We start from the raw sequence: 22,727 nt of genomic DNA, 5'->3' as shown, positions 1-22,727 counted from the left end.
ACCCATGAAAATCATCCATCGAGATGCCCCACCGCGCATCGTCTGGGCGCTGGAACAAGCGGGCATACATCCCCTGCTGGCTCGCCTGTATGCCGCCCGGGGCGTGCGCAGCGCCGACGAACTCGACGACAACCTGGCACGCCTGCAGCCCCCCGAACACATGCTCGGGGCCACATCTGCCGCCCGACTGCTGGCCGACGCCCTGCAGGCAGGACAGCGCATCTGCATCGTGGCCGACTACGACTGCGACGGCGCCACCGCCTGCGCCACCGGCCTGCGCGGTCTGCGCCTACTCGGTGCGCCGCTCGGCTGGGCCGCCGTGGACTACCTGGTGCCCGACCGCGTGACCGACGGCTACGGCCTCACGCCAGCCATTGCCGAGCGCGTGAAGGCGCGCGGGGCCGATGTGCTGGTCACGGTGGACAACGGCATCGCGAGCGTGGACGGCGTGGCCCATGCCCGCTCGCTCGGCCTGCAGGTGCTCGTGACCGACCACCACCTGCCTGCCGTGGTCAATGGAGAGGTCACGCTGCCGCAAGACTGCGTCATCGTCAACCCCAATCAGCCCGGCTGCGCTTTCGAAAGCAAATCCATTGCGGGCGTGGGTGTGATGTTCTACGTGCTGCTGGCGCTGCGGGCGGAACTGCGCGCCCGGGGCGTGTTCACGGCCCAGACCCAGCCGCGCATCGACACCCTGCTGCCCCTGGTGGCACTCGGCACGGTGGCCGACGTGGTCAAGCTCGACACCCACAACCGCCGCCTGGTGGCGCAGGGCCTCAGGCGCATCCGCAGCGGTCAAATGCCCCCGGGCATGACCGCCCTGTTCCAGGTGGCCGGCCGCCACCCGCTGCAGGCCAGCAGCTTCGACCTCGGCTTTGCGCTCGGGCCGCGGCTCAACGCCGCCGGGCGCCTGCGCGACATGACCCTGGGCATCGAATGCCTGAGCACCGACGACCCGGTGCGCGCCGCCGAACTGGCCCAGCAGCTCGACACCATCAACCGCGAACGCAAAACGCTGGAAGGCGACATGCGCGAGCAAGCGATGCAACTGGCCGAAGCCCTGTGGGACGAGGCCGACACCCCACCCACCGCGCTGTGCCTGTTCGACCCCGACTTCCACGAAGGCGTCATCGGCATCGTGGCCGCGCGGCTCAAGGACAAGCTCTACCGCCCCACCTTCGTGTTTGCCGCGAGCCAGGCCCCGGGCAAGGAACACGAACTCAAGGGCTCCGGGCGCTCCATCCCCGGCTTTCACCTGCGCGACGCGCTGGACCTGATCGCCAAGCGCCACCCCGGCGTGTTGCTGCGCTTCGGCGGCCATGCGGCGGCGGCCGGCTGCACCATTGCCGAAGAACACCTCGACACCTTCGATCAGGCCTTCCAGCAGATCGCCGCCGAGTGGCTCGACGACGCCACGCTGCAGCGCCGCCTGGAAGCCGACGGCGCGCTCGACCCGCAATACCGCCGCGTGGACCTGATCGACACCCTGCACCAGCAGGTCTGGGGGCAAGGTTTCGCGCCGCCCGTGTTCTGTGAGGAGCTGGACATCGTCTCCCAGCGACTGGTGGGGCAGAAACACCTGCAACTGAAAGTGCGCCACGGCGGTGAGGTGGTCGATGGCATCTGGTTCGGCCACACCGATCCGCTGCCGAACCGGGTGAAACTCGCCTTCCGGCTCGACGCCGACGAGTGGCAGGGCCAGCGCCGCGTGCGGTTTCTGGTGGAGGGAGCCGAGTGGTGAATGCGCCATCCACGCCGATCCAGCCACCGGCTGCCGACGTGACCGTCCTGTATGCCGACGACGCCTTGCTGGTGCTCGACAAGCCCGCCGGTCTGCTTTCGGTACCCGGACGCGGCCCCGAAAACGCCGATTGCCTGAGCACCCGGGTACAACGGCTGTACCCGGAGGCACGGATCGTGCATCGCCTGGACATGGGCACCTCCGGCCTGGTGGTGATGGCTCGCGGAGCCGAAATGCAGGCCGCCTTGAACCAACGGTTTGCGCAACGCACGGTCCACAAAACCTACGAGGCGCTGGTGGCAGGCATTCCTGCCACCAGCCCAACCAAGAAATGGGCCTCGATTCGGCTCCCCTTGCGGGTGGATTGGCCGAATCGCCCCCGCAGCCACGTGACGTTCCAAGGCGGCAAACCCAGCCACACCTTGTGGACCACGATCGAGGTGCTGGACAGGGGGGCGGCCAATGCCCCGACCGTTTGCAGCCGCCTGCGATTGCGGCCCATCACCGGCCGCTCTCACCAATTGCGCGTTCATTTGATGGCCATCGGCCATCCGATCCTGGGCGATGAGCTGTACGCCCCACACACCATCGCACAGGCCAGTCCACGGCTGATGCTGCACGCCTGCCAACTGGCGTTTGCGCATCCCGTCAACGGCAAGGCCATGGATTTTCATCTGCCCGCTCCATTCTGAAACCATTTTGCTGGTTGCAATCGCTTGGTTCGTACTACGAATGAGCGGGTGCATGGCACCGCTACGCAACGAGAGCAAACGCCGTTCTACAACCGCAGGCGCAGGCATTCCACACTCGGCTACGCTTCCTTCGCCACACCAATTTCTGAGTGACTGGATCAGGCGTCAGGCTGGACAAGAACTGGCGGCATAATGCCGATAGGTTGGAAGACGAAAAATAGAGGGTAGCTCATGGCCAAGGGCAAAGGCAAGAACAACCGCGGCAACCCCAACCCACAACTGGGCTTCGAAGCCGAACTCTTCAAGGCCGCCGACAAGCTGCGCGGCAACATGGAGCCCAGCGACTACAAGCACGTCGCCCTGGGCCTGATCTTCCTCAAATACATCTCCGACGCCTTCGAGGCCCGCCATGCCGAACTGCTGGCCGAGGACCCGCAAGCCGCCGAGGACCGGGACGAATACCTGGCCGACAACGTGTTCTGGGTGCCGAAGGACGCGCGCTGGTCGCACCTGAAGGCCAACGCCAAGCGCCCCGAGATCGGCACCCTGATCGACGACGCCATGCGCGCCATCGAAAAGGACAACGAATCCCTCAAGGGCGTGCTGCCCAAGGACTACGCCCGCCCCGCGCTCAACAAGGTGATGCTGGGCGAGCTGATCGACCTGATCTCCGGCATCGCCCTGAACGAGGGCGGCGACACGTCCAGGGACGTGCTCGGCCGGGTCTACGAATACTTCTTGAGCCAGTTCGCCGGTGCCGAAGGCAAGCGCGGCGGCGAGTTCTACACCCCGCGCTCGGTGGTGCGGGTGCTGGTGGAAATGCTCGAGCCCTACTCCGGCCGCGTCTACGACCCCTGCTGCGGCAGCGGCGGCATGTTCGTGCAGAGCGAGAAGTTCGTGCTCGAACACGGCGGCCGCCTCGGCGACATCGCCATCTACGGCCAGGAAAGCAACTACACCACCTGGCGCCTGGCCAAGATGAACCTCGCCGTGCGCGGCATCGACGCCGACATCCGCTGGAACAACGAAGGCAGCTTCCACAAGGACGAACTGCGCGACCTGCGCTTCGACTTCATCCTCGCCAACCCGCCCTTCAACATCTCCGACTGGGGCGGCGAGCGCCTGCGCGAGGACCCGCGCTGGCAGTTCGGCGTGCCGCCGGTGGGCAACGCCAACTACGCCTGGCTGCAGCATATCTACTGGCACCTCGCGCCCTTCGGCACCGCCGGCGTGGTGCTGGCCAACGGCTCCATGAGCTCCAACCAGAGCGGCGAAGGCGACATCCGCCGCGCCATGGTCGAGGCCGACGCCGTGGACTGCATGGTCGCCCTGCCCGGCCAGCTGTTCTACTCCACCCAGATCCCCGCCTGCCTGTGGTTCCTGGCCCGCGACAAGTCCAATGGCCACGCCGGCAAGGCACACCTGCGCGACCGGCGCGGCGAAGTGCTGTTCATCGACGCCCGCAACCTGGGCACCCTGGTGGACCGCACCCGGCGCGAACTCACGGACGCCGACATCCAGAAGATCGCCAATACCTACCATGCGTGGCGGGGCGAGAAAGCAGCCGGCCAGTACGAAGACATCCCCGGCTTCTGCAAGGCCGCCACGCTGGAGGAAATCCGCAGGCACGGCCATGTGCTCACCCCCGGCCGCTACGTCGGCGCCGAAGCCGCCGAGGATGACGGCGAGCCGTTCGAGGAGAAGATGCAACGGCTCAGCGCGCAGTGGCGCGAGCAGCAGCGGGAAGCGGCGCGGCTGGATGCGGTGATCGAGGCCAACTTGAGGGGGCTTGGGTATGGTGGGTGAGTGGACAATCAGCGATCTCGGTGAGCTGACGACCAACTTCGATGGCAGGCGGAAGCCCGTTAAGGAGTCGGATCGTCGTACCGGCCCATATCCGTACTACGGCGCATCGGGCGTCGTCGACCATGTTGATGGCTATTTGTTCGACGGCGAATACCTGCTGATTGCAGAGGATGGAGAAAATCTCCGAACGAGACAGACACCCATTGCTTTCATGGCAAAAGGGAAATTCTGGGTCAACAACCACGCCCATGTCGTTACGGGGAACGATAAGGCTGACACACGATTCCTCATGTACGCGCTACAGAACACGGACATAAGCGGGTATCTGACCGGCGCTGTGATGCCAAAGTTGACGCAAGGCAATCTCAATCGAATCGAGCTGTTGCATCCCTGCCTGCCCGAACAACGCGCCATTGCCCACATCCTCGGCACGCTGGACGACAAGATCGAACTCAACCGCCGCCGCAACCAGACCCTGGAGGCCATGGCCCGCGCCCTGTTCAAGGACTGGTTCGTCGACTTCGGCCCCGTCCGCGCCAAGATGGAAGGCCAAGAACCCTACCTCCCCGCCGACCTCTGGCAGCTCTTCCCCGACCGCCTCGACGACGAGGGCAAGCCGGAGGGGTGGAGTGAACGGCCGCTCGATGAGATCGCAGACTTTCTCAATGGCCTTGCCCTGCAAAAATTCCCGGCGACCGATCCTGACGACAGCCTCCCAGTGATCAAGATCGCCGAACTTCGCAATGGCGTCAGCGCCAAGAGTGATCGCGCGTCGCGTGAGGTGCCGGCCAAATACATAATCAAGGATGGCGATTTCCTGTTTTCCTGGTCCGGTAGCCTGCTGGCAAAGTTCTGGACCGAAGGAGAAGGAGCGCTCAACCAGCACCTGTTCAAGGTCACTTCCGAGCACTACCCCATGTGGTTTGTTAGCCATTGGGTACATCACCACCTCGAAGAATTTCAAGCCATCGCCGCATCAAAGGCCACGACCATGGGACACATCCAGCGCGGCCACCTGAAGGCCGCGATGACAATTTGTCCCCCAGATGATGTCGTGGGAAGAATGGGCATAGTGATGGCGCCCCTTGTCGAGCAGACAATTCAAAACGAACTCGAATCCCGAAACCTCGCCCAACTCCGCGACACCCTGCTACCCAAACTGATCTCCGGCGAGCTGCGCATCGCGGAAGCGGAGAAGTACATGGAGCGCGCAGAGGCCCAAGCGGTAAGTCAACTAGAGAGGCTGTCATGATGTCGAACACCGCCGGTATCCCGGCCTGGAACAGCGCAGGGGTGTTGCCGCCGATTCGGCCCAATATGCCTGGGAGCACCCCGGATCGTTCGCCCTACGTGGTTGATCTGGCCGTGCTGTTTGATCGCTTTGCCACGTCGCCGGAACGCATGGCCATACTCGACGGCCTGCTGCGGTTTCGCGCCGATCTGCATGTGGCCGGCATCACGTCCGGCTTTCAGTGGCTGGACGGCAGCTTCCTCGAGCAGGTCGAAGCACTCGAAGGGCGGCCGCCGCGCGATATGGACGTCGTGACGTTCTATGAACTGCCTTCCGGCCTTGACCAACGCGCGCTACTCCAGAAGCATGCCGACAAGTTCAACCATCCACGTATCAAGACCAGCTACAACATTGATGCCTATTTCATGATGCTTGGCGACCCACTCAATGCCGCGTTCGTTCAAGAAATTTCTTATTGGTACAGCATGTGGTCTCATCGGCGGGAAGGATTGTGGAAGGGATTTGTTCAGGTGGATCTCGATCCATCACAAGATGACGATGCCCGAGCCGTCTTGACCCTGTCCGGAGGAGCGTCCCATGCATGACAAATACCTTTCTCTTGCCTCCGAAGCTCACGAAATCGAACGGTTGCTGGCAGGCATGTCCGAGGATCGTGTCATTGATCGCATGAGCTTGGAAACGCGCTTGGTTTCGGTCAAGGCCGCTTTGGCAGGTTTGCCCCAGCAGGTCGCGCCGAAAGCACGGCTGACCTTTCGCGGCAAGCCGGTGTTTGGCAGCCATGGCATCGCTGCCGATTTTGGCGGCAAGGCCGCTGGTGCCTTTTCCGATGCCTTCGCCGCCATCGCAGCGGGGTTGAGCGAGGGGCTGCGCTACATGGGCCCGATACCGAACCGGGACAAAAACCAGTTGCTGATCACGGGTACCGCCATCGGTTCGTTCGGCTTTGAATTTGAGCTGCCCGCAGCGGAGCCCTCACTCTTCCCCGAAGTGGAAAAGGCACAACAGGCGATGGCCAAGATCGAAGCGCTGTTCAGGCTAACGGCCGAAGGCAGTGACGACGAGGTGGCGGAAGTGGTCGAAGAGGTGCACCCGCGTGCTGTCAAGAAGGTACGTGACTTCCTCGAGTTGCTAGTGCAACAGCAGGCATGGTGCGGACTTGAGTTTGGTGACCGGTTCTTCCGCTACGCCGACTTTGAGCAGATCAAGGCATCATGCGAACGACTTAAGGACGAGAACATTCAGGAGACGCAAGAAACCTATCGCGGCGAATTTCAGGGCGTTCTGCCTGCGGCCAGGACCTTCGAGTTTCGGCTTGCAGATCAGGCGGAGCTGATCCGGGGCAAGATTGATCTGGCGATTGATGATCCAGACGTACTCAACCGGGAATGGCTGCATAAGCCGGTTACCGTCAAACTCAACGTCATACAGGTAGGCCAGGGGCGGCCGCGATTCACCCTGATGACCTTAGATGACCTGCACTTGGATGACCTGCATGAGAGGAGTTCATGACCCGCATCCCCGTCAACCCCGAGCTGCTGACCTGGGCGCGCGAGCGCGCCGGGCTGGATACGCTCGCGCTGGCGGGGCGCTTTCCCAAACTCGGCGAGTGGGAGGCCGGAGAACGGCAACCCACCCTCCGCCAACTGGAAGATTTCGCCCGTGCGGTGCATGTGGCGGTGGGCTACCTCTTCCTGCCTGCGCCGCCAGATGAACCGCTGCCGATTCCCGATTTCCGCACCCTGGCGGATCGCAACCTCAGCCGCCCCAGCTCCAGTCTGCTCGACACCCTCTACCTGTGCCAGCAACGGCAGGACTGGTTTCGCGACTACGCTCGCGTGCACGCGTTGCCTACTTTGGATTTCATCGGTACCGCGAGTGTCCAGGACTCGCCTCAGGAGGTCGCCGAAGCGATGCGGCAAACTCTGGCGCACAACATGGCCGAGCAGCAGCAAAGCCCCACCTGGACCGCTGCCCTGCACCAGCTGATCGGCAAGGCCGAGGATGCGGGCGTGCTGGTGATGGCCAGCGGTGTGGTCGGCAGCAACAGCCACCGCAAGCTGGATGTGGAGGAGTTTCGCGGTTTTGCGCTCGCGGACGATCTGGCACCGCTGGTATTCATCAACGGCGCCGACAGCAAGGCGGCGCAGATGTTCACCCTGGCCCATGAGCTGGCGCACCTGTGGCTGGGCGAGAGCGGTATTTCCGACCCCGAGGCGGGGCGGCTGGCCGAAGCGGGCATCGAACGCTGGTGCAACGCCGTGGCGGCGGAGTTTCTGATGCCGCTGGCCCTGCTGCGACAGGACTATCAGGGCGGTATGTCTGTCGCGGATGAAATCCAGCGGCTGGCTCGTAGTTTCAAGGTCAGCACGCTGGTCGCCCTGCGCCGCCTGTTCGATGCGGGTTTCATCGACGAACCTACCTTGTGGCGGCACTACCGCGAAGAGCTGGCACGCATCCGCAGGCTGGATCGGGAAGGCAGCGGTGGCGGCGACTTCTACCACACCTTGGGCGCGCGCACCGGCAAGCGCTTTGCCCGCGCCGTGCTGGCGAGCACGCTGGAGGGCCAGACCCTGTTTCAGGATGCCTTCCGCATGCTGGGCGTGCGCAAGACCGCCACCCTTTATGAAGCAGCGCGCGAGCTGGGGGTGATGCTGTGACCTACCTGCTCGATGCCAACGTGTTCATCCAGGCCAAGAACCTGCACTACGGGCTGGATTTCTGCCCGGCCTTCTGGCAATGGCTGCTCGACAACAACGCCGCAGGTCGTGTGTTCAGCATCGACAAAGTGGCCGATGAAATCGCCGCAGGCGGGGACGAGCTGACCGACTGGATGCGTGACCACGGCAACGGCCTGTTCGTGAAGACCGGTGCGGCGGTGGCCGCGCAGTTCGGTGCGGTGAGCACCTGGGCCACGCAACAGCAGTATGAACCGGCAGCCATCAACACTTTCCTGCAGGTGGCCGACGACTACCTGATCGCTCACGCCCTGGCAAACGGCCACGTGGTGGTCGCCCACGAAGTGCCCGCCAACTCGGTCAAGCGCATCAAGATTCCGAATGCTTGCATCGGCCTGAATCTGCGCTTCATGACCCCTTACGAAATACTGCGCCGGGAGCGCGCGCGGTTTGTTTTAGGAAAAAAACCATGAGCGATATGAAAACCTGTTTCAAGCGTGTCGACTACAACTTGTCCGACCTGCTGCATTACCTCGACATCGGTGACATCGGCCTGCCGGACATCCAGCGCCCCTTCGTCTGGTCCAACGCCAAGGTGCGTGACCTGTTCGATTCGATGTATCGGGGTTTTCCGGTCGGTTATTTCCTGTTTTGGGAAAACGCACAGATCAACGGCGTCAAGCAGATCGGCGTGGGTGACAAGGTGCACAGTGCGCCGTTGCGGCTGATCGTGGACGGTCAGCAGCGGCTGACTTCGCTGTACGCGGTGTTCCGCGGCAAGCGGGTGCTGGACGAGGACTACCGCGAGCGCAGGATCGAGATCGCCTTCTGTCCGCGCACCGGCGCCTTTGAGGTGGCGGACGCCGCGATCCGCCGCGACCCCGAGTGGATTCCCAACATCTCGGAGCTGTGGGCCTCCGGCGCTTCCAGCTTCAAGATGGTCAAGGGCTTCTTGAAGACGCTGAGCGCCAAGATCGAGCTGACCGAAGAGGAGGAAGAGCAGATCAGCCACAACCTCGACCGGCTGTTCGATCTGCAGAAGTACCCCTTCACGGCATTGGAAATCGCCGCGACGGTGGATGAGGAGCAGGTGGCCGACATCTTCGTGCGCATCAACAGCGAAGGCGTGAAGCTCAATCAGGCCGACTTCCTGCTGACCCTGCTGTCGGTGTTCTGGGATGCCGGCCGCGCTGAGCTGGAACGGTTCTGCCGCAGCTCGCGCCAGCCGCCGGCGCCCGGCGGCCCGGCGTCGCCATTCAACCACTTCATTGAACCCGATCCTGACCAGATGCTACGGGTTTCCGTCGCGTTGGGCTTCTCCCGGGGCCGACTGAAAAGCGTCTATCAGGTCTTACGGGGCAAAGACCTGGACACGGGCGAATTCTCGCCGGATCGACGAGATGCCCAATTTGAGATATTGCGTCAGGCCCAGGCAAAGGTGCTGGATCTGACGAGCTGGCACCAGTTTCTGAGCGCACTGGTGGGAGCGGGCTTTCGCAGTGGCGAGATGATCTCGTCGAAAAACGCACTGCTTTATGCGTATGCGTTTTATTTGATTGGCAGGACCCAGTGCAAGGTGCCGGAACACCAATTGCAAAAGGTGATCGGCCGGTGGTTCTTTTTCGCAAGCCTGACAGGACGCTATACGAGTTCGCCGGAATCGGTGATGGATGGTGACCTCAATCGCCTGCGCGGTGTGAGCGAGGCGACGCAGTTCATAGCCATCCTCGATGATCTGATGGCGAACCAGCTCACTGGCGATTTCTGGGCCACGACATTGCCAGCGGCACTGAACAGTTCCTCGGCGCGCAATCCGGAATTGTTTGCCTATGTAGCCGCGCAAAACCGTCTGAATGCACCGGTTCTGTTTTCGCACAAGAAGGTGAGCGACCTTCTGGACCCGGCACTGAAGACCAAGAAGAAGGCATTGGAGCGCCACCATCTTTTCCCGCGTGCCTGGCTGCAGAAGCAGGGCGAGCAGGACATCAAAGTCATCAACCAGATGGCTAACTATGCACTACTCGAATGGCCGGACAACATCGACATCAGCGATGATCCTCCTGCCGATTACGTGCCGCAGATCAGAAGTCGGCTCAGTGCCGACGAGTGGCAGCGCATGCATGAGTTGCACGCCTTGCCTGATGGCTGGGAGCTTATGCCGTATTCCGATTTTCTGGTTGCACGCCGCAAGCTGATGGCCGAGATCGTGCGGCGTGGGTTCGAGACACTGAGGTGAGTGAATGCCCCCCATCCCCGTCAACCCCGAGCTGCTCACCTGGGCGCGCGAGCGTGCCAGATTGGACACGCTCGCGCTGGTAGGGCGGGTCCAATCCAATGCACGCATGTTCCAGGGAGGGAATCCGTGAATAACCTCGTGATTTTCGAATCCGGCGACCAGCCGGTACAGGTACGGTTGGAGGGCGAGACCGTCTGGCTGACGCAGGCGCAGATGGCGGAACTGTTCGACACCTCAACCGACAACATCAGCCTTCATCTGAAAAATATCTATGCGGACAAGGAATTGCAGGAGCCAGCAACTACCGAGGATTTCTCGGTAGTTCGTCAGGAAGGCGCCCGACAGGTCAAGCGTCAGCTAAAACACTACAACCTCGACGCCATCATCTCGGTCGGCTACCGGGTCAATTCCAGCCGCGCCACTCGCTTTCGCCAATGGGCCACCCGTGTGCTGCGCCAGCATCTGGTAGAAGGCTATACCCTCAATCAGCAACGTCTGCAAGAGCGTGGCATCGAGTTCGAGCAGGCGCTGGATCTGCTGTCGCGCACGCTGGCTAACCAGCAACTGGTGAGCGCCCAGGGCGAGGCGGTGTTGCAGGTAATCGCGAAATACGCCCGCAGCTGGAGTTTGCTACAGGGCTACGATGAGCAAAGCCTGACAGGGCAGACGGCCAAACAAGGCGGCATGCAGGCGATACAGCTGGACGATGCGCTTCGCGCTATTGCTCAGCTCAAGGCGGAGTTGATCGCCAAGGGCGAAGCCACCGAGCTGTTCGGGCAACTGCGCGGCGATGGGCTAGCGTCTGCCATTGCCACCATCGAACAGGGTTTTGGTGACGAGTTGTTCTACCCCAATGTCGCCAGCCGGGCAGCGCATCTGTTGTATTTCGTGATCAAAAATCACCCCCTGGCCGACGGTAACAAGCGTACCGGCGCCTTCCTGTTTCTGTGGTATTTGCGCTTGAACCAACACCTGCTGGCGCAGCCGGTGGAGCGGCTGGTCAACGACAACACCTTGGTGGCGCTGGCGTTGCTGGTGGCCGAGAGCAAGCCTGATCAGAAGGAACTGATGGTGAAGCTGGTGGAGCATTTTGTGTTGCTGAAAGAAAACCAACCGTAAGGAATCGCCATGGCCTTCCTCTCCGAAGCCCAACTGGAAACCGCGCTGCTGGAGCAGTTGGCTTCGCTGGGCTACGCCTGCGCCTCGGACGAGCTCATCGGCCCCGACGGCAAGCAACCGGAGCGGGAGGCCTACGACGAGGTGGTGCTCAAGGCGCGACTGACCGCCGCCGTGGCGCGCCTGAACCCGGCGCTGCCGCCCGAGGCGCAGGCCGACGCCATTCGCCGCCTGACACAATCGGAATTGCCCCACCTGTTGGAGGAAAACCGCCGCATCCACCGCCTGCTGACCGAAGGCGCGGACGTGGAGTACATGCTGCATGAAGGCGGCGCCGGGGACGGCACGCTGACGGCGGGCAAGGTGCGGCTGATCGACTTCGACCACCCCGCCAACAACGACTGGCTGGCGGTGCAGCAGTTCACCGTGGTCGCGGGCCAGGCCCGGCGGCGGCCGGATGTGGTGGTGTTCGTCAACGGCCTGCCGCTGGCGGTGATCGAGCTCAAGGCCCCCGGCGGCGAGGGCGCGACGCTGGCCGGCGCCTTCAATCAGCTGCAAACCTACAAGCAGCAGATCCCGGCGCTGTTTCGCAGCAATGCGCTGTTGGTGACGTCCGACGGCTTGCAGGCCCGGGTCGGCTCGCTGTCGGCGGATTTCGAGCGCTTCATGCCTTGGCGCACCACCGATGGCACCCGGATCGAGCCCAAGGGCACGCCGGAGATGGCCACGCTGATCGAGGGCGTATTCGAGCCGGGGCGCTTCCTCGACCTGTTGCGGCACTTCACTGTGTTCGGCGAGACCAGTGGCGGGCTGATCAAGATCATCGCCGGCTACCACCAGTTCCACGCGGTCAAGAAGGCGGTGATCTCGACGCTACGGGCGAGCCAGCGTGCGGTGGCCGAGGACCCGGCCGTCTACGGACTGCCCAGCGTCAAGGATCAACCGCCCGGCGACCGCAAGGCCGGGGTGATCTGGCACACCCAGGGGTCGGGCAAGAGCCTGTTGATGGCCTTTTACGCCGGCCTGCTGGTGGCCGAGCCGCGCATGGCCAATCCGACGCTGGTGGTGCTCACCGACCGCAACGACCTGGACGACCAGCTCTTTGCGACCTTCGCCATGTGCCGCGACCTGCTGCGGCAGACGCCGGTGCAGGCGCGGGACCGCGAGCATCTGCGCAGCCTGCTCAACCGCGCCTCCGGCGGCGTGATCTTCACCACGCTGCAGAAGTTCTCACCGGCGGCGGACGAGACCGATTTCCCCATGCTTACGGATCGCGCCAACGTCGTGGTCATCGCCGACGAGGCGCACCGCAGCCAGTACGGCTTCAAGGTCAGAGTCGCAAGCCAAACCGGCGCGATCACCTACGGCTTTGCCAAGTACCTGCGCGACGCGCTGCCCAATGCCTCCTTCATCGGCTTCACCGGCACGCCCATCGAGGCCACCGACGTCAACACCCCGGCGGTGTTCGGCCACTACATCGACATCTACGACATCAGCCGCGCGGTGGAAGACGGCGCCACGGTGCCGATCTACTACGAATCGCGGCTGGCCCGCATCGAACTGGACGAGGACGAGAAGCCGCGCATCGATGCCGAGATCGAGGCGCTGCTGGAGGACGAGGACGAGCCCAGCGCCGAGCGCACCAAGCAGAAGTGGTCCACGGTGGAAGCGCTGGTGGGCAGTGACAAGCGCCTGGCGCTGGTGGCCGCCGATCTGGTGCAGCACTTCGAAGACCGCGTCGCTGCCCTGCAAGGCAAGGCGATGGTGGTGTGCATGAGCCGGCGCATCTGCGTGGCGCTCTTTGATGCGATCATCAAGTTGCGCCCCGACTGGCACAGCGATGACGACAACGCCGGCAGCCTCAAGATCGTGATGACCGGCGCGGCGTCTGATCCGGCGGAATGGCAACAGCACATCGGCAACAAGGCGCGCCGCGATCTGCTTGCCAAGCGCGCCCGTGACCCGCAGGACCCGCTCAAGCTGGTGATCGTGCGTGACATGTGGCTGACCGGCTTCGACGCGCCCAGCATGCACACGATGTACATCGACAAGCCGATGCGCGGCCACGGCCTGATGCAGGCCATCGCCCGCGTCAACCGCGTGTTCCGCGACAAGCCGGCGGGTTTGATCGTGGACTACATCGGCATCGCCCAGAACCTGAAATCCGCGCTGGCGCAGTACTCCAAGCCCGACCAGGACAAAACCGGCATCGACGAAGCCGAAGCCGTGGCGGTACTCCTGGAGAAGTACGAGATCGTGCGCGACATGTTCCACGGCTTCGACTACCGCACGGGCCTGGGCGGCACGCCCGGCCAACGGCTGGCGATGATGGCCGGCGCCATCGAATGGATACTCGACAAGCAGCAGCAATGGGCCGCGGCGGAAACCACGCCCGAGGGTAAGAAGCAGGCGCAACGGCGCTTTGCCGATGGCGTGCTGGCGCTGTCGAAAGCCTTCGCACTGGCCGCAAGTTCGGATGAGGCGCGTGGCATCCGCGAGGAGGTCGGCTTCTTCCAGGCCATCCGCGCCGCGCTGGTCAAGACGGCGGGCGGCTCAGGCACGGCCCGGCAGGATCGCGAGCTGGCCATCCAGCAGATCGTCAGCCGCGCCGTGGTCTCCACTGAGATTGTCGATATCCTGGCCGCTGCCGGCATCCAGACGCCGGACATCTCCATTCTGTCCGACGAGTTCCTGCTCGAAGTGCAGCAGATGGAGAAGAAGCACCTGGGTCTGGAAGCGCTGCGCAAGCTGCTGGGTGACAGCATCCGTTCCCGCACCCGCACCAACGTGGTGGAGACCCGCGCCTTCACCGAGCGGTTGGAAGATGCCATCGCGCGCTACCACGCCAACGCCATCACCACCGCCGAGGTGCTGCAGGAGTTGATCAGGCTGGCGCAGGACATCCGCGCCGCGCGCAGTCGCGGTGAAGACCAGGGTCTGTCCGACGAGGAGATCGCCTTCTACGACGCGCTGGCGGAGAACGAATCTGCCCTGCAGGTGATGGGCGACGCCAAGCTGCGCGTGATTGCCCACGAACTGCTGGTGTCCTTGCGCGAGAACGTCACCGTCGATTGGGCCCATCGCGAATCGGCCCGCGCCCGGCTGCGGGTGCTGGTCAAGCGCGTCCTGCGCAAGTACGGGTATCCGCCGGATTTGCAGGATTCGGCGGTACAGACCGTGCTGCAGCAGGCCGAGGCACTGTCCGCCTCATGGCAGCCGGCGCTTGCCCGTGCATGAGGGGCATCAGGTGTTCGACGTGCTCGAGTGAAGGCCACCGATCCCACACACGACTGCCCTTCCATGCGCCAGCGCTGAACAACAGCCGCGCTGCACCATCTACAGCTACCAGCATTACATCGAGCTGTTCGGATCGGGACCTGCCGACCGACCGGTCCCGATGAGCGCCTCAGAGCAACGGCACGCCGGTCTTGCTCTGGATGAACTCGCGCGTCACGCCCGGCGCCAGCTCGACCAGCTTGAGCCCTTCGGGCGTGACGTCCATCACGCCCAGATCGGTGATGATGCGGTCCACCACCCCCTTGCCGGTCAGCGGCAGGGTGCACTCGGGCAGGATCTTCAGGTCCTCGGTGCCGTCCTTCTTGCGCGCCACGTGCTCCATCAGCACGATCACGCGCTTGACGCCGGCCACCAGGTCCATTGCCCCGCCCATGCCCTTGACCATCTTGCCTGGGATCATCCAGTTGGCCAGGTCCCCCTTGTGCGTGACCTGCATCGCGCCCAGGATGGACAGGTTGATCTTGCCGCCGCGGATCATGGCAAAAGACTGGTCGGAGCTGAAGATGGACGAACCCTTGATGGTCGTTACCGTCTGTTTACCGGCATTGATCAGGTCGGGGTCCACCTCGTCCTCATAGGGGAAGGGGCCAATGCCCAGCATGCCGTTTTCGCTCTGCAGCCAGACTTCGATGTGGTCGGGCACGTGGTTGGCCACCAGCGTCGGGATGCCGATCCCGAGGTTCACATAAAAGCCGTCCTGCAGCTCTTGGGCCGCACGCGCGGCCATTTGGTCTTGGGTCCAGGGCATGTTCGGTACTCCTCAAACTTTGCGGTCGCGGGTGGTGCGCTTTTCGATGCGCTTCTCGGGTGTGGGGTTGTGCACGATGCGGTGCACGTAAATGCCAGGCAGGTGCACGTCATCCGGATCGATGGCCCCGGTGGGCACCACGCGCTCAACCTCGACGATGCAAACCCTGCCCGCGGTGGCTGCAGGCGGGTTGAAGTTGCGCGCCGTGCGGCGAAAGCGCAGGTTGCCGGACAGATCGGCCACATCCGCCTTGATCAGCGCCACGTCCGGGAACAGCGCTTGTTCCATGATGTAGGTCTCGCCGTGGAACTCGCGGTGCTCCTTGCCCTCGGCGACGATGGTGCCCACGCCGGTCTTGGTGAAGAAGGCCGGAATGCCCGCACCCCCGGCGCGCAGCTTCTCGGCCAGCGTGCCCTGCGGGGTGAACTCCAGCTCCAGTTCGCCGGCCAGGTACTGGCGCTCGAACTCCTTGTTCTCGCCCACGTAGCTGGAAATCATCTTTTTGATCTGGCGCGTCTCCAGCAACTTGCCCAGGCCAAAGCCATCCACGCCCGCGTTGTTGGAAATCACCGTCAGGTTCTTGACACCGCTGTCGCGCAGTGCGTCGATCAGCGCCTCGGGGATGCCGCACAGGCCGAAGCCGCCCACGGCGATGAGTTGCCCGTCGGCCACCACGCCCTTGAGGGCTTCGGCCGCGCTGGGATACACCTTGTTCATGCTCGCACGCTCCTGTCCAAAAGTGAAGGAAAACCATACGATACTACGTAACGGCGTACGTAGTATTGCCTAAAGGCCAACCCCTAGCCCCCTTGAAAACCGCTGCCACCCCCGACATCGACTATCGCCTCGCCTTCGATCTGGCCCCGGTGGGGCTGGTGCTGTCGCGCCACCGCACGATGGTGGACTGCAATCAGGCGGTTTGCGAGATGTTCGGCGTCACGCGCGACGAACTCATCGGCCAAAGCTTCCAGCTGCTCTACCCCAGTGCCGACGAGTTCGAACGCATCGGCGAACGCATCGCGCCCATCCTCAATGCCCGGGGCCACTATTCCGACGAGCGGGTGATGAAGCGCGTCGGCGGCCGTTTGGCCGGGCAGACCTTCTGGTGTCACGTCACCGGCCGGGCACTGGACCGCGCCGACCCGCACGCCGCCGGCATCTGGAGCTTCGAAGACTTGTCGTCCCGCCGCCCGGTCAAGGCCGAGCTGACCGCGCGCGAGCGCGAAGTCGCCGCCTTGGTGATGAAAGGCCTGACGGCCAAGGAAATCGGCAAAACCCTGGGTATCAGCCCGCGCACGGTGGAAATTTACCGGGCCCGACTGATGCGCAAGTATCAGGCCAGCAGTTCGGTCGATCTGGTGCAACGGCTGCTGACCGGCTGACCCCATCAACGGAGAAAACCCCATGCCCCCTTCGATCGAAGAACTCCTGGCCCGCATCCAGTCCCTGCAGGAGCAGGTGGAACAGGAATACGCCCGGCTGCGGGCCGAGTTCGAACAGCAACGCCGGGCCCTCGCTGGCCGCTTGGTGGAACTGCAGCGACAACAGCGGGTAAGCCTGTGGCGCTACCTGCGCGGGACGCGGCTCTCGGTGGTGCTCACGGCGCCCGTGATTTATGCCGGCTGGCCGGTGTTTGCGCTACTGGACCTCTTCGTCACGGTCTACCAGGCGGTGTGCTTCCCGGTATACCGCATCCCCAAGGTGCGGCGGGCCGACTACCTGGTGTTTGACCGCGCCGATCTGCCTTACCTGAACGCCATCGAAAAGTTCAACTGCTTCTATTGCTCCTACGGCAACGGGGTCATTGCCTACGCCCGGGAGATCGCCGCCCGCACCGAGCAATACTGGTGCCCGATCAAGCACGCACGGCGGCTCTACGGCGCACACGACCGCTATCCCACCTTCTTCGAGCATGGCGATGCCGAAGCCTTCCGGCAGGGGCTGGAACGGCTGCGTCGGCAGTTCGACGACATCCGCACCGCGCCACCTCCCGAGGGCGCCCCTCCGCCACCTCCCGGGCCCTGAGGTCTCGTCAGCCTTGCGGGCCGTCCACCACCTCGGCAGCCGAGCGGAACGCCTCCACCGCCGCCGGCAGCCCGCAGTAGATGCTGGCGTGCAGCAGCACCTCCTGGATCTCCTGCGCCGTGGCGCCGTTGTTCAGGGCGCCGCGCACATGCCCCTTGAGTTCATGCTGCTTGCCCAAGGCCGTGAGCATGGCCACGGTGACGAGGCTGCGCGTTTTCAGGTCCAGCCCTGGGCGCTGCCACACGTCGCCCCAGGCGTTGCGGGTGATGTATTGCTGCAGCGGCGCGGTGAAATCGGTGAGCCCGCTGAAAGCGCGGGCCACGAAGTCTTCCCCCATCACGCGCTTGCGCATGGCGAGGCCCCGGTCGAAATCCTTGTGGTCGGAGGTGTCCATCGTGATTGTTCCTGCGGTCGTCTGACCGGCTCCAAGCATACCTGGGTTTGTCCACATCGGCTGTGGCCGAAGCTGTGGACAAACCCGTGGACAATCGCTACAGGCCGCGCCGATATTGGGTTGGCGGCCGCTGCTCAACGTTTCAGTATCCCCGCCCTCGCCCCATGAGACGCATCGCTCACCTCGACATGGACGCCTTCTACGCGTCGGTGGAACTGCTGCGCTACCCGCAACTGAAAGGCCTGCCCCTGGTGATCGGGGGTGGCCGCCGCAACGCCGACCATGCCCTGGGCCGAACCTACGCCGATGTGCCCGAAGCCGAGATCCCGCCAGCAGCCTTCCCTCGGCTGCGCGACTATGCCGGGCGCGGCGTCGTCACCACGGCCACCTATGCGGCGCGGCAGTTTGGCGTGGGATCGGCCATGGGACTGATGAAGGCCGCCCGGCTCTGCCCGGATGCCATCCTGCTGCCGGTGGACTTCGACGCCTATCGGCGCTACTCGCACGCGTTCAAAGCCGTCATCACCGAGATCGCCCCAGTCATGGAGGACCGGGGTATCGATGAGGTCTATATCGATTTCACCGACGTTCCCGGGGGCCAGCGCGAAGGAGGACGGGTGCTGGCCAGACTGATTCAGAAAGGCATATTCGAGGCCACCGGCCTGACCTGCTCCATCGGCGTGGCGCCCAACAAGCTGCTGGCCAAGATGGCCAGCGAATTCCACAAACCCAACGGCATTGCCATCGTCCACGAACACGACCTGCAAACGCTGATCTGGCCCCTGCCGTGCCGCAAGATCAACGGCATAGGCCCCAAAACCGAGCAGAAGCTCGAAACACTGGGCATCCACACGATAGGCGATCTGGCGTCGCAGCCACTCGATACCTTGCAGGAGCACTTCGGCCCGACCCAGGGGCTGTGGCTGCACGAAGCGGCCTGGGGCCGTGACGACCGCCCGGTACAGACCCGCAGCGAACCCGTGAGCATGAGCCGGGAAACCACCTTTGAACGCAACCTGCACCCCCGGCGTGACCGCGCGGCACTGGGTGCCGTGTTCACGCGGCTGTGCGAGCAGGTAGCGGCCGATCTGCAACGCAAGGGCTACCGGGCCGGCGGGGTGGCGGTTAAGCTCAAGTACGACGACTTCCAGACCGTGACACGCCACCAGCGCCTGGCCGCACCGACCGACGAGGCCACCGTGCTGCGCCGCGGTGCCGGTCTGGCCCTGAAACGGGCACCCCTGGACCGCCCGTTGCGCCTGCTCGGCGTTCGAGCCGATGCACTGATGCGTCTCGCCGACACGGCCCCCACGTCCCCCATCGCCCCCCGCGACGCACCGTCGCCACAGGCTGACCTCTTCTGATCCTGAGTTCGCCCGGTCGAGGCATGTCCGGTCCAGGCACGGCCATTGCGTAGAATCCCCATTCACCCGAACGCATGGCCGACCGGACCAGGCACAGGAGACAGCGATGAGAATGAACCTGCCCGTCACGCAGCAGGAGTACGACTACCCCGACACCGAGATGCTGGTGTCCGTCACCGACACCAAGGGCTACATCACCCACGCCAACCAGGCCTTCATCAAGGTCAGCGGCTACACGCAGGACGAACTGATCGGGCAGAACCACAACCTGATCCGCCATCCCGACATGCCCGCCGAGGGCTTCAAGGACCTGTGGGCCACCATCGGCCGAGGCCGCCCCTGGACCGGTTTGGTGAAAAACCGCCGCAAGAACGGCGACCACTACTGGGTCGTGGCCAACGTGACCCCGATCCTGCAAGACGGCAAGCCCGTCGGCTACCTCTCGGTCCGCGTCAAACCCACGCGCGAGCAAATCCGCGCGGCCGAAACCCTCTACGCCCAGCTGGCCCGCGAACGCGAGTCCGGCCGTCCCACGATCAAGCTCAAGGAAGGGCGGGTGCTGCGGGTCGGCTGGCGCGGCTGGTTGGAGTCGCACCGTCACCTCACCCTGGGCGAGCGGCTGGCCGGTGCCCTGATCGGACTGGCCGTCGTGGGCACGCTGCCGGCGGCACTGCGCTGGTGGCGCCCCGAACTGCTCGGCGACGGCAGCGCGCTGGCGTTGCAGGCGGGCCTGCTGGCCATCGGTGCAGCGGCCGTGTATGCCTGGTTCCGCCAGGGATTCCAGCGTGCGCTCGAAGAAGCCGACCGCCTCGCCCGCGACCTGGCCAGCTGCAACCTGACCTCCCGTGCCAACGACCATTTCCCCGAGCCCATGGGCTCTCTGATCCGCAAGCTGATGCAGGTACAGGTGAACCTGCGCGCGGTCATCGGCGACGTGCGCACCGAAATCGCCGGCTTCAGCCGTTCGGCCGAGGAAATAGCCACCGGCAGCCAAAACCTCGCAACCCGAACGGAATCACAGGCCACCAGCCTGGAGGAAACCGCCGCGTCGATGGAACAGCTCTCCGGCACGGTGAAACAGACCGCCGACACCGCGAACCAGGTCGCGCAGCAGACGCGCCACAGCACGCAAACGGCCAACGAGGGGCAGGAGGCCATCCGTGCCGTACGCCAGTCCATGGACGCGATCGAACAATCGTCGCGCAAAATGAGCGACATCATCGGTGTGATCGAAAGCATCGCCTTCCAGACCAATATCCTGGCGCTCAACGCCGCCGTGGAAGCCGCCCGGGCCGGCGAGCAGGGACGCGGCTTCGCCGTGGTCGCTTCCGAGGTGCGGGCCCTGGCCCAGCGCAGCGCCAATGCGGCCCGTGAAATCCGTGAACTGATCGGTCACTCGGTCGAGCAGGTCAGCCAGGGTTCCGGGAAAATGCACCATGCGGCCGAGACCATCGACCGGGTGGTACAGGAAGTTCAGCGCATGTCGGAGCTGGTGCTGCAAATCACCCACGCCACGCAGGAGCAGTCGCTCGGCATTGCCCAGGTCAATGAAGCGGTGGCCCAGCTCGACTCGGTGACGCAGCAAAACGCCACACTGGTCCAGGAATCCACCTCAGCCGCGCAACGCCTGAACCAAGGCACCCTCAGCCTGCAACGGGCCGTGCAGGTGTTCCGCCTGCCCTGAAGCAGACCGCCACCTCTCATTGCCGCGCGGTACGCTGGTTCACTGGCGGCTGCTGGGGGTGGCTGGTGCGCCAGGGGTTGATGTCCAGCCCGCCGCGGCGCGTGTACCGTGCATACACGCTCAGGCGCGTCGGGCGGCAGCGGGTCCAGATGTCCATGAACACCCGCTCGACGCACTGCTCATGAAATTCGTGGTGCTGGCGAAAGCTCACCAGGTAGCGCAGCAGCCCGGCCTGGTCGATGGGCGCACCGGTGTAGGCAATGCGCACACTGCCCCAGTCGGGCTGGCCGGTCACCAGGCAGTTGCTCTTGAGCAGATCGCTCACCAGCACCTCGGCCACCGGCGGCTGGTCAGGGTCGGCGCTCAAATGCCAGGGGGCTGGCGTGTAATCGGTGCATTCCACATCCAGTCGGTCCAAGCTCAGCCCCTCCAGGGGCTGGATCAGCTCAGCCCCGAAAGCCTGTGGCCCCACCAGGCGCACGCCCACGCTCCCCCTCATCGAGTGGCCCCGCCAGACGGCTTCGCTCAAGTCCTCGCGCAAGCGTTGTTGCACCGCTTCGATGCTCTCGAAAACGGTTTGGTTGAAGCTGTTGAGGTACAGCTTGAACGATTTGCTCTCGATGATGTGGGTTGTCTCGCAGGGCACGGTGATGTGTGCCAGCGCCACCTGCGGCTTGCCGCGCGGATTGAGCCAACTCAGCTCGTAAGCGGTCCAGAGGTCTGCCCCTGTGAAAGGGGTTGTAGCCCCAATACCGATCTCGTCCCGCTTGGGCTGGCGCGGGATCGGGAACAGCAGCGACGGATCGTAGCGCTCCACGTAGGCCGATGTCTTGCCCAGTGGACTGGAGGCCAATGCCGTCATGTGAACTCCCGCTCGCGCAGCCACTTGGTGGCGACCCACTTCTCGCCCTCGATCACGGGCGCCCCACCATGCAGCGTGCGCGTGGCCGGGTGCGGGCGGTCGTAGGCAAAGAACACCGCTTGTCCGCGCTTGGGCGCGACTTCCAGACCCACATCAGGAAACGTGGTGCCACCGCCACGCAAAGGCTCGTTGAGGTAGATCACCAGCGTGGCCACACGCTGCCCTCCGCGCCGCACGATGTTCGCCGTACCCGGCTCCTTGGGATCGAAATAATCGTAATGCGGCTTGTATTCGGCCCCTGGCCGGTAGTGGAGGATCTGCAGTCCCTCGCCGTTTTCCACTGGCCACTGCAACAAGCGGGCAATGCGGGCTTCCACCCGGGCCACGACCTCGTTTTCTCCGCGCCGAAAGAACATGCCGTCGCTGGTGCGGTCCGGGTTCAGTTCCTCGCCACCGGTGGTCGTCTGAACCGTCAGGGAACGCGACATCCGGGGACGCGCCGCTTCGATCAGGGCCTCGCACTCGTGCGCCGACAGCAGGTTGCCGAACACCACCAACTCCGGCTGACGCATCGATACGACCACCTCCACCTGCCGGTCTCCAACGTCGATCGTTCGGGGCGCGCCGGTCAGGTCCGGCCGGGGTAGCGGGGTCGTCGCCAAACCCGCCAGATGGGCCTCCATCGTCTGCTCCAGTGCGGCAGTGGCCACCGATGCCTCCCACCCCACATCGATCATGGCCTTGAGCACGGCATCCGGGGCGAATCCCGCCGTGGCTTGTTCGATGATCCATTGCCGCAGCTCCGGTGTCACCGTCTGGGTCATCTGGTTCTCCT

The 22,727-nt window shown here is 64.1% G+C and carries 21 protein-coding genes; 16 read left to right on the top strand and 5 right to left on the bottom strand.

Features of this window, described 5'->3' with window-relative positions:
* The first annotated feature begins 4 nt into the window (after positions 1-4).
* The 12 genes from recJ (at position 5) to HZS63_RS09205 (ending at position 14,755) form a co-directional block, all read left to right on the top strand.
* Positions 5-1,741: a single-stranded-DNA-specific exonuclease RecJ gene (gene recJ / locus HZS63_RS09255; RefSeq protein ID WP_180683747.1), complete on the top strand. Its 1,737-nt coding sequence runs from the start codon at positions 5-7 to the stop codon at positions 1,739-1,741.
* Positions 1,738-2,433, top strand: coding sequence for an RluA family pseudouridine synthase (locus HZS63_RS09250; protein ID WP_343039975.1), 696 nt, complete (start codon positions 1,738-1,740; stop codon positions 2,431-2,433). Before recJ ends, HZS63_RS09250 begins: the two co-directional genes overlap by 4 nt.
* A 231-nt stretch (positions 2,434-2,664) precedes the next feature.
* Positions 2,665-4,239, top strand: coding sequence for a class I SAM-dependent DNA methyltransferase (locus tag HZS63_RS09245; RefSeq protein WP_180683745.1), 1,575 nt, complete (start codon positions 2,665-2,667; stop codon positions 4,237-4,239).
* Entirely contained in the window at positions 4,229-5,491 is a 1,263-nt protein-coding gene (locus HZS63_RS09240) for a restriction endonuclease subunit S (protein WP_180683744.1), read from the top strand. Before HZS63_RS09245 ends, HZS63_RS09240 begins: the two co-directional genes overlap by 11 nt.
* Positions 5,488-6,075 (top strand): DUF6932 family protein, encoded by a 588-nt coding sequence (locus HZS63_RS09235; RefSeq protein ID WP_246316267.1) that lies wholly within the window; start codon positions 5,488-5,490, stop codon positions 6,073-6,075. The genes HZS63_RS09240 and HZS63_RS09235 overlap by 4 nt, the downstream gene beginning before the upstream one ends.
* Positions 6,068-7,000 carry a hypothetical protein gene (locus HZS63_RS09230; RefSeq protein ID WP_180683743.1) on the top strand — a complete coding sequence of 311 codons (933 nt, stop codon included), beginning with the start codon at positions 6,068-6,070 and terminating at the stop codon, positions 6,998-7,000. The genes HZS63_RS09235 and HZS63_RS09230 overlap by 8 nt, the downstream gene beginning before the upstream one ends.
* Positions 6,997-8,148 carry an ImmA/IrrE family metallo-endopeptidase gene (locus HZS63_RS09225; protein ID WP_180683742.1) on the top strand — a complete coding sequence of 384 codons (1,152 nt, stop codon included), beginning with the start codon at positions 6,997-6,999 and terminating at the stop codon, positions 8,146-8,148. Before HZS63_RS09230 ends, HZS63_RS09225 begins: the two co-directional genes overlap by 4 nt.
* Entirely contained in the window at positions 8,145-8,639 is a 495-nt protein-coding gene (locus HZS63_RS09220; protein ID WP_180683741.1) for a DUF4411 family protein, read from the top strand. Before HZS63_RS09225 ends, HZS63_RS09220 begins: the two co-directional genes overlap by 4 nt.
* Positions 8,636-10,402, top strand: coding sequence for a GmrSD restriction endonuclease domain-containing protein (locus HZS63_RS09215; protein ID WP_180683740.1), 1,767 nt, complete (start codon positions 8,636-8,638; stop codon positions 10,400-10,402). Before HZS63_RS09220 ends, HZS63_RS09215 begins: the two co-directional genes overlap by 4 nt.
* Before the next feature lie 4 nt (positions 10,403-10,406).
* On the top strand, positions 10,407-10,532 hold the full coding sequence (locus HZS63_RS14130; RefSeq protein WP_281364035.1) for a hypothetical protein: 126 nt from the start codon (positions 10,407-10,409) through the stop codon (positions 10,530-10,532).
* A complete protein-coding gene (locus HZS63_RS09210) occupies positions 10,529-11,521 on the top strand; it encodes a virulence RhuM family protein/type II toxin-antitoxin system death-on-curing family toxin (protein ID WP_343039974.1) in 993 nt (330 codons plus the stop codon). The genes HZS63_RS14130 and HZS63_RS09210 overlap by 4 nt, the downstream gene beginning before the upstream one ends.
* A gap of 9 nt (positions 11,522-11,530) precedes the next feature.
* Positions 11,531-14,755 (top strand): type I restriction endonuclease subunit R, encoded by a 3,225-nt coding sequence (locus HZS63_RS09205; RefSeq protein WP_180683739.1) that lies wholly within the window; start codon positions 11,531-11,533, stop codon positions 14,753-14,755.
* 169 nt (positions 14,756-14,924) lie between these two features.
* Here HZS63_RS09205 and HZS63_RS09200 read toward each other — a convergent pair whose 3' ends face one another.
* Both HZS63_RS09200 and HZS63_RS09195 read right to left on the bottom strand, forming a co-directional pair.
* A complete protein-coding gene (locus tag HZS63_RS09200; RefSeq protein WP_180683738.1) occupies positions 14,925-15,563 on the bottom strand; it encodes a CoA transferase subunit B in 639 nt (212 codons plus the stop codon).
* A gap of 12 nt (positions 15,564-15,575) precedes the next feature.
* Positions 15,576-16,280 carry a CoA transferase subunit A gene (locus tag HZS63_RS09195; RefSeq protein ID WP_180683737.1) on the bottom strand — a complete coding sequence of 235 codons (705 nt, stop codon included), beginning with the start codon at positions 16,278-16,280 and terminating at the stop codon, positions 15,576-15,578.
* Positions 16,281-16,372: 92 nt separating this feature from the next.
* Between HZS63_RS09195 and HZS63_RS09190 the strand changes: the two genes are divergently transcribed.
* Both HZS63_RS09190 and HZS63_RS09185 read left to right on the top strand, forming a co-directional pair.
* The gene (locus HZS63_RS09190; protein ID WP_246316265.1) at positions 16,373-16,945 is read left to right on the top strand and encodes a PAS and helix-turn-helix domain-containing protein; all 573 of its coding nucleotides are present in this window, start codon (positions 16,373-16,375) and stop codon (positions 16,943-16,945) included.
* Positions 16,946-16,967: 22 nt separating this feature from the next.
* Positions 16,968-17,588 carry a hypothetical protein gene (locus HZS63_RS09185; RefSeq protein ID WP_180683736.1) on the top strand — a complete coding sequence of 207 codons (621 nt, stop codon included), beginning with the start codon at positions 16,968-16,970 and terminating at the stop codon, positions 17,586-17,588.
* Between the two features lie 7 nt (positions 17,589-17,595).
* Here HZS63_RS09185 and pcaC read toward each other — a convergent pair whose 3' ends face one another.
* Complete coding sequence (gene pcaC, locus HZS63_RS09180) at positions 17,596-17,982, bottom strand: 4-carboxymuconolactone decarboxylase (RefSeq protein WP_180683735.1); 387 nt, start codon at positions 17,980-17,982, stop codon at positions 17,596-17,598.
* Positions 17,983-18,146: 164 nt separating this feature from the next.
* Here pcaC and dinB point away from each other — a divergent pair, with 164 nt between their 5' ends.
* Together dinB and HZS63_RS09170 are read left to right on the top strand one after the other, a co-directional pair.
* Positions 18,147-19,346: a DNA polymerase IV gene (gene dinB / locus HZS63_RS09175; RefSeq protein ID WP_180683734.1), complete on the top strand. Its 1,200-nt coding sequence runs from the start codon at positions 18,147-18,149 to the stop codon at positions 19,344-19,346.
* A gap of 106 nt (positions 19,347-19,452) precedes the next feature.
* Positions 19,453-21,030 carry a methyl-accepting chemotaxis protein gene (locus tag HZS63_RS09170; protein ID WP_180683733.1) on the top strand — a complete coding sequence of 526 codons (1,578 nt, stop codon included), beginning with the start codon at positions 19,453-19,455 and terminating at the stop codon, positions 21,028-21,030.
* Positions 21,031-21,046: 16 nt separating this feature from the next.
* On the opposite strand, the gene queF is transcribed toward HZS63_RS09170, so the two are convergent.
* Together queF and HZS63_RS09160 are read right to left on the bottom strand one after the other, a co-directional pair.
* Entirely contained in the window at positions 21,047-21,892 is an 846-nt protein-coding gene (gene queF, locus HZS63_RS09165; RefSeq protein WP_180683732.1) for an NADPH-dependent 7-cyano-7-deazaguanine reductase QueF, read from the bottom strand.
* On the bottom strand, positions 21,889-22,716 hold the full coding sequence (locus tag HZS63_RS09160; protein ID WP_180683731.1) for a 2OG-Fe(II) oxygenase: 828 nt from the start codon (positions 22,714-22,716) through the stop codon (positions 21,889-21,891). The genes queF and HZS63_RS09160 overlap by 4 nt, the downstream gene beginning before the upstream one ends.
* Between the last annotated feature and the right edge of the window lie 11 nt (positions 22,717-22,727).

Source organism: Tepidicella baoligensis (assembly GCF_013432195.1).
GTDB classification, from domain to species: Bacteria; Pseudomonadota; Gammaproteobacteria; order Burkholderiales; family Burkholderiaceae_C; genus Tepidicella; species Tepidicella baoligensis.
This window is presented reverse-complemented; position numbering and strand designations above follow the sequence as displayed.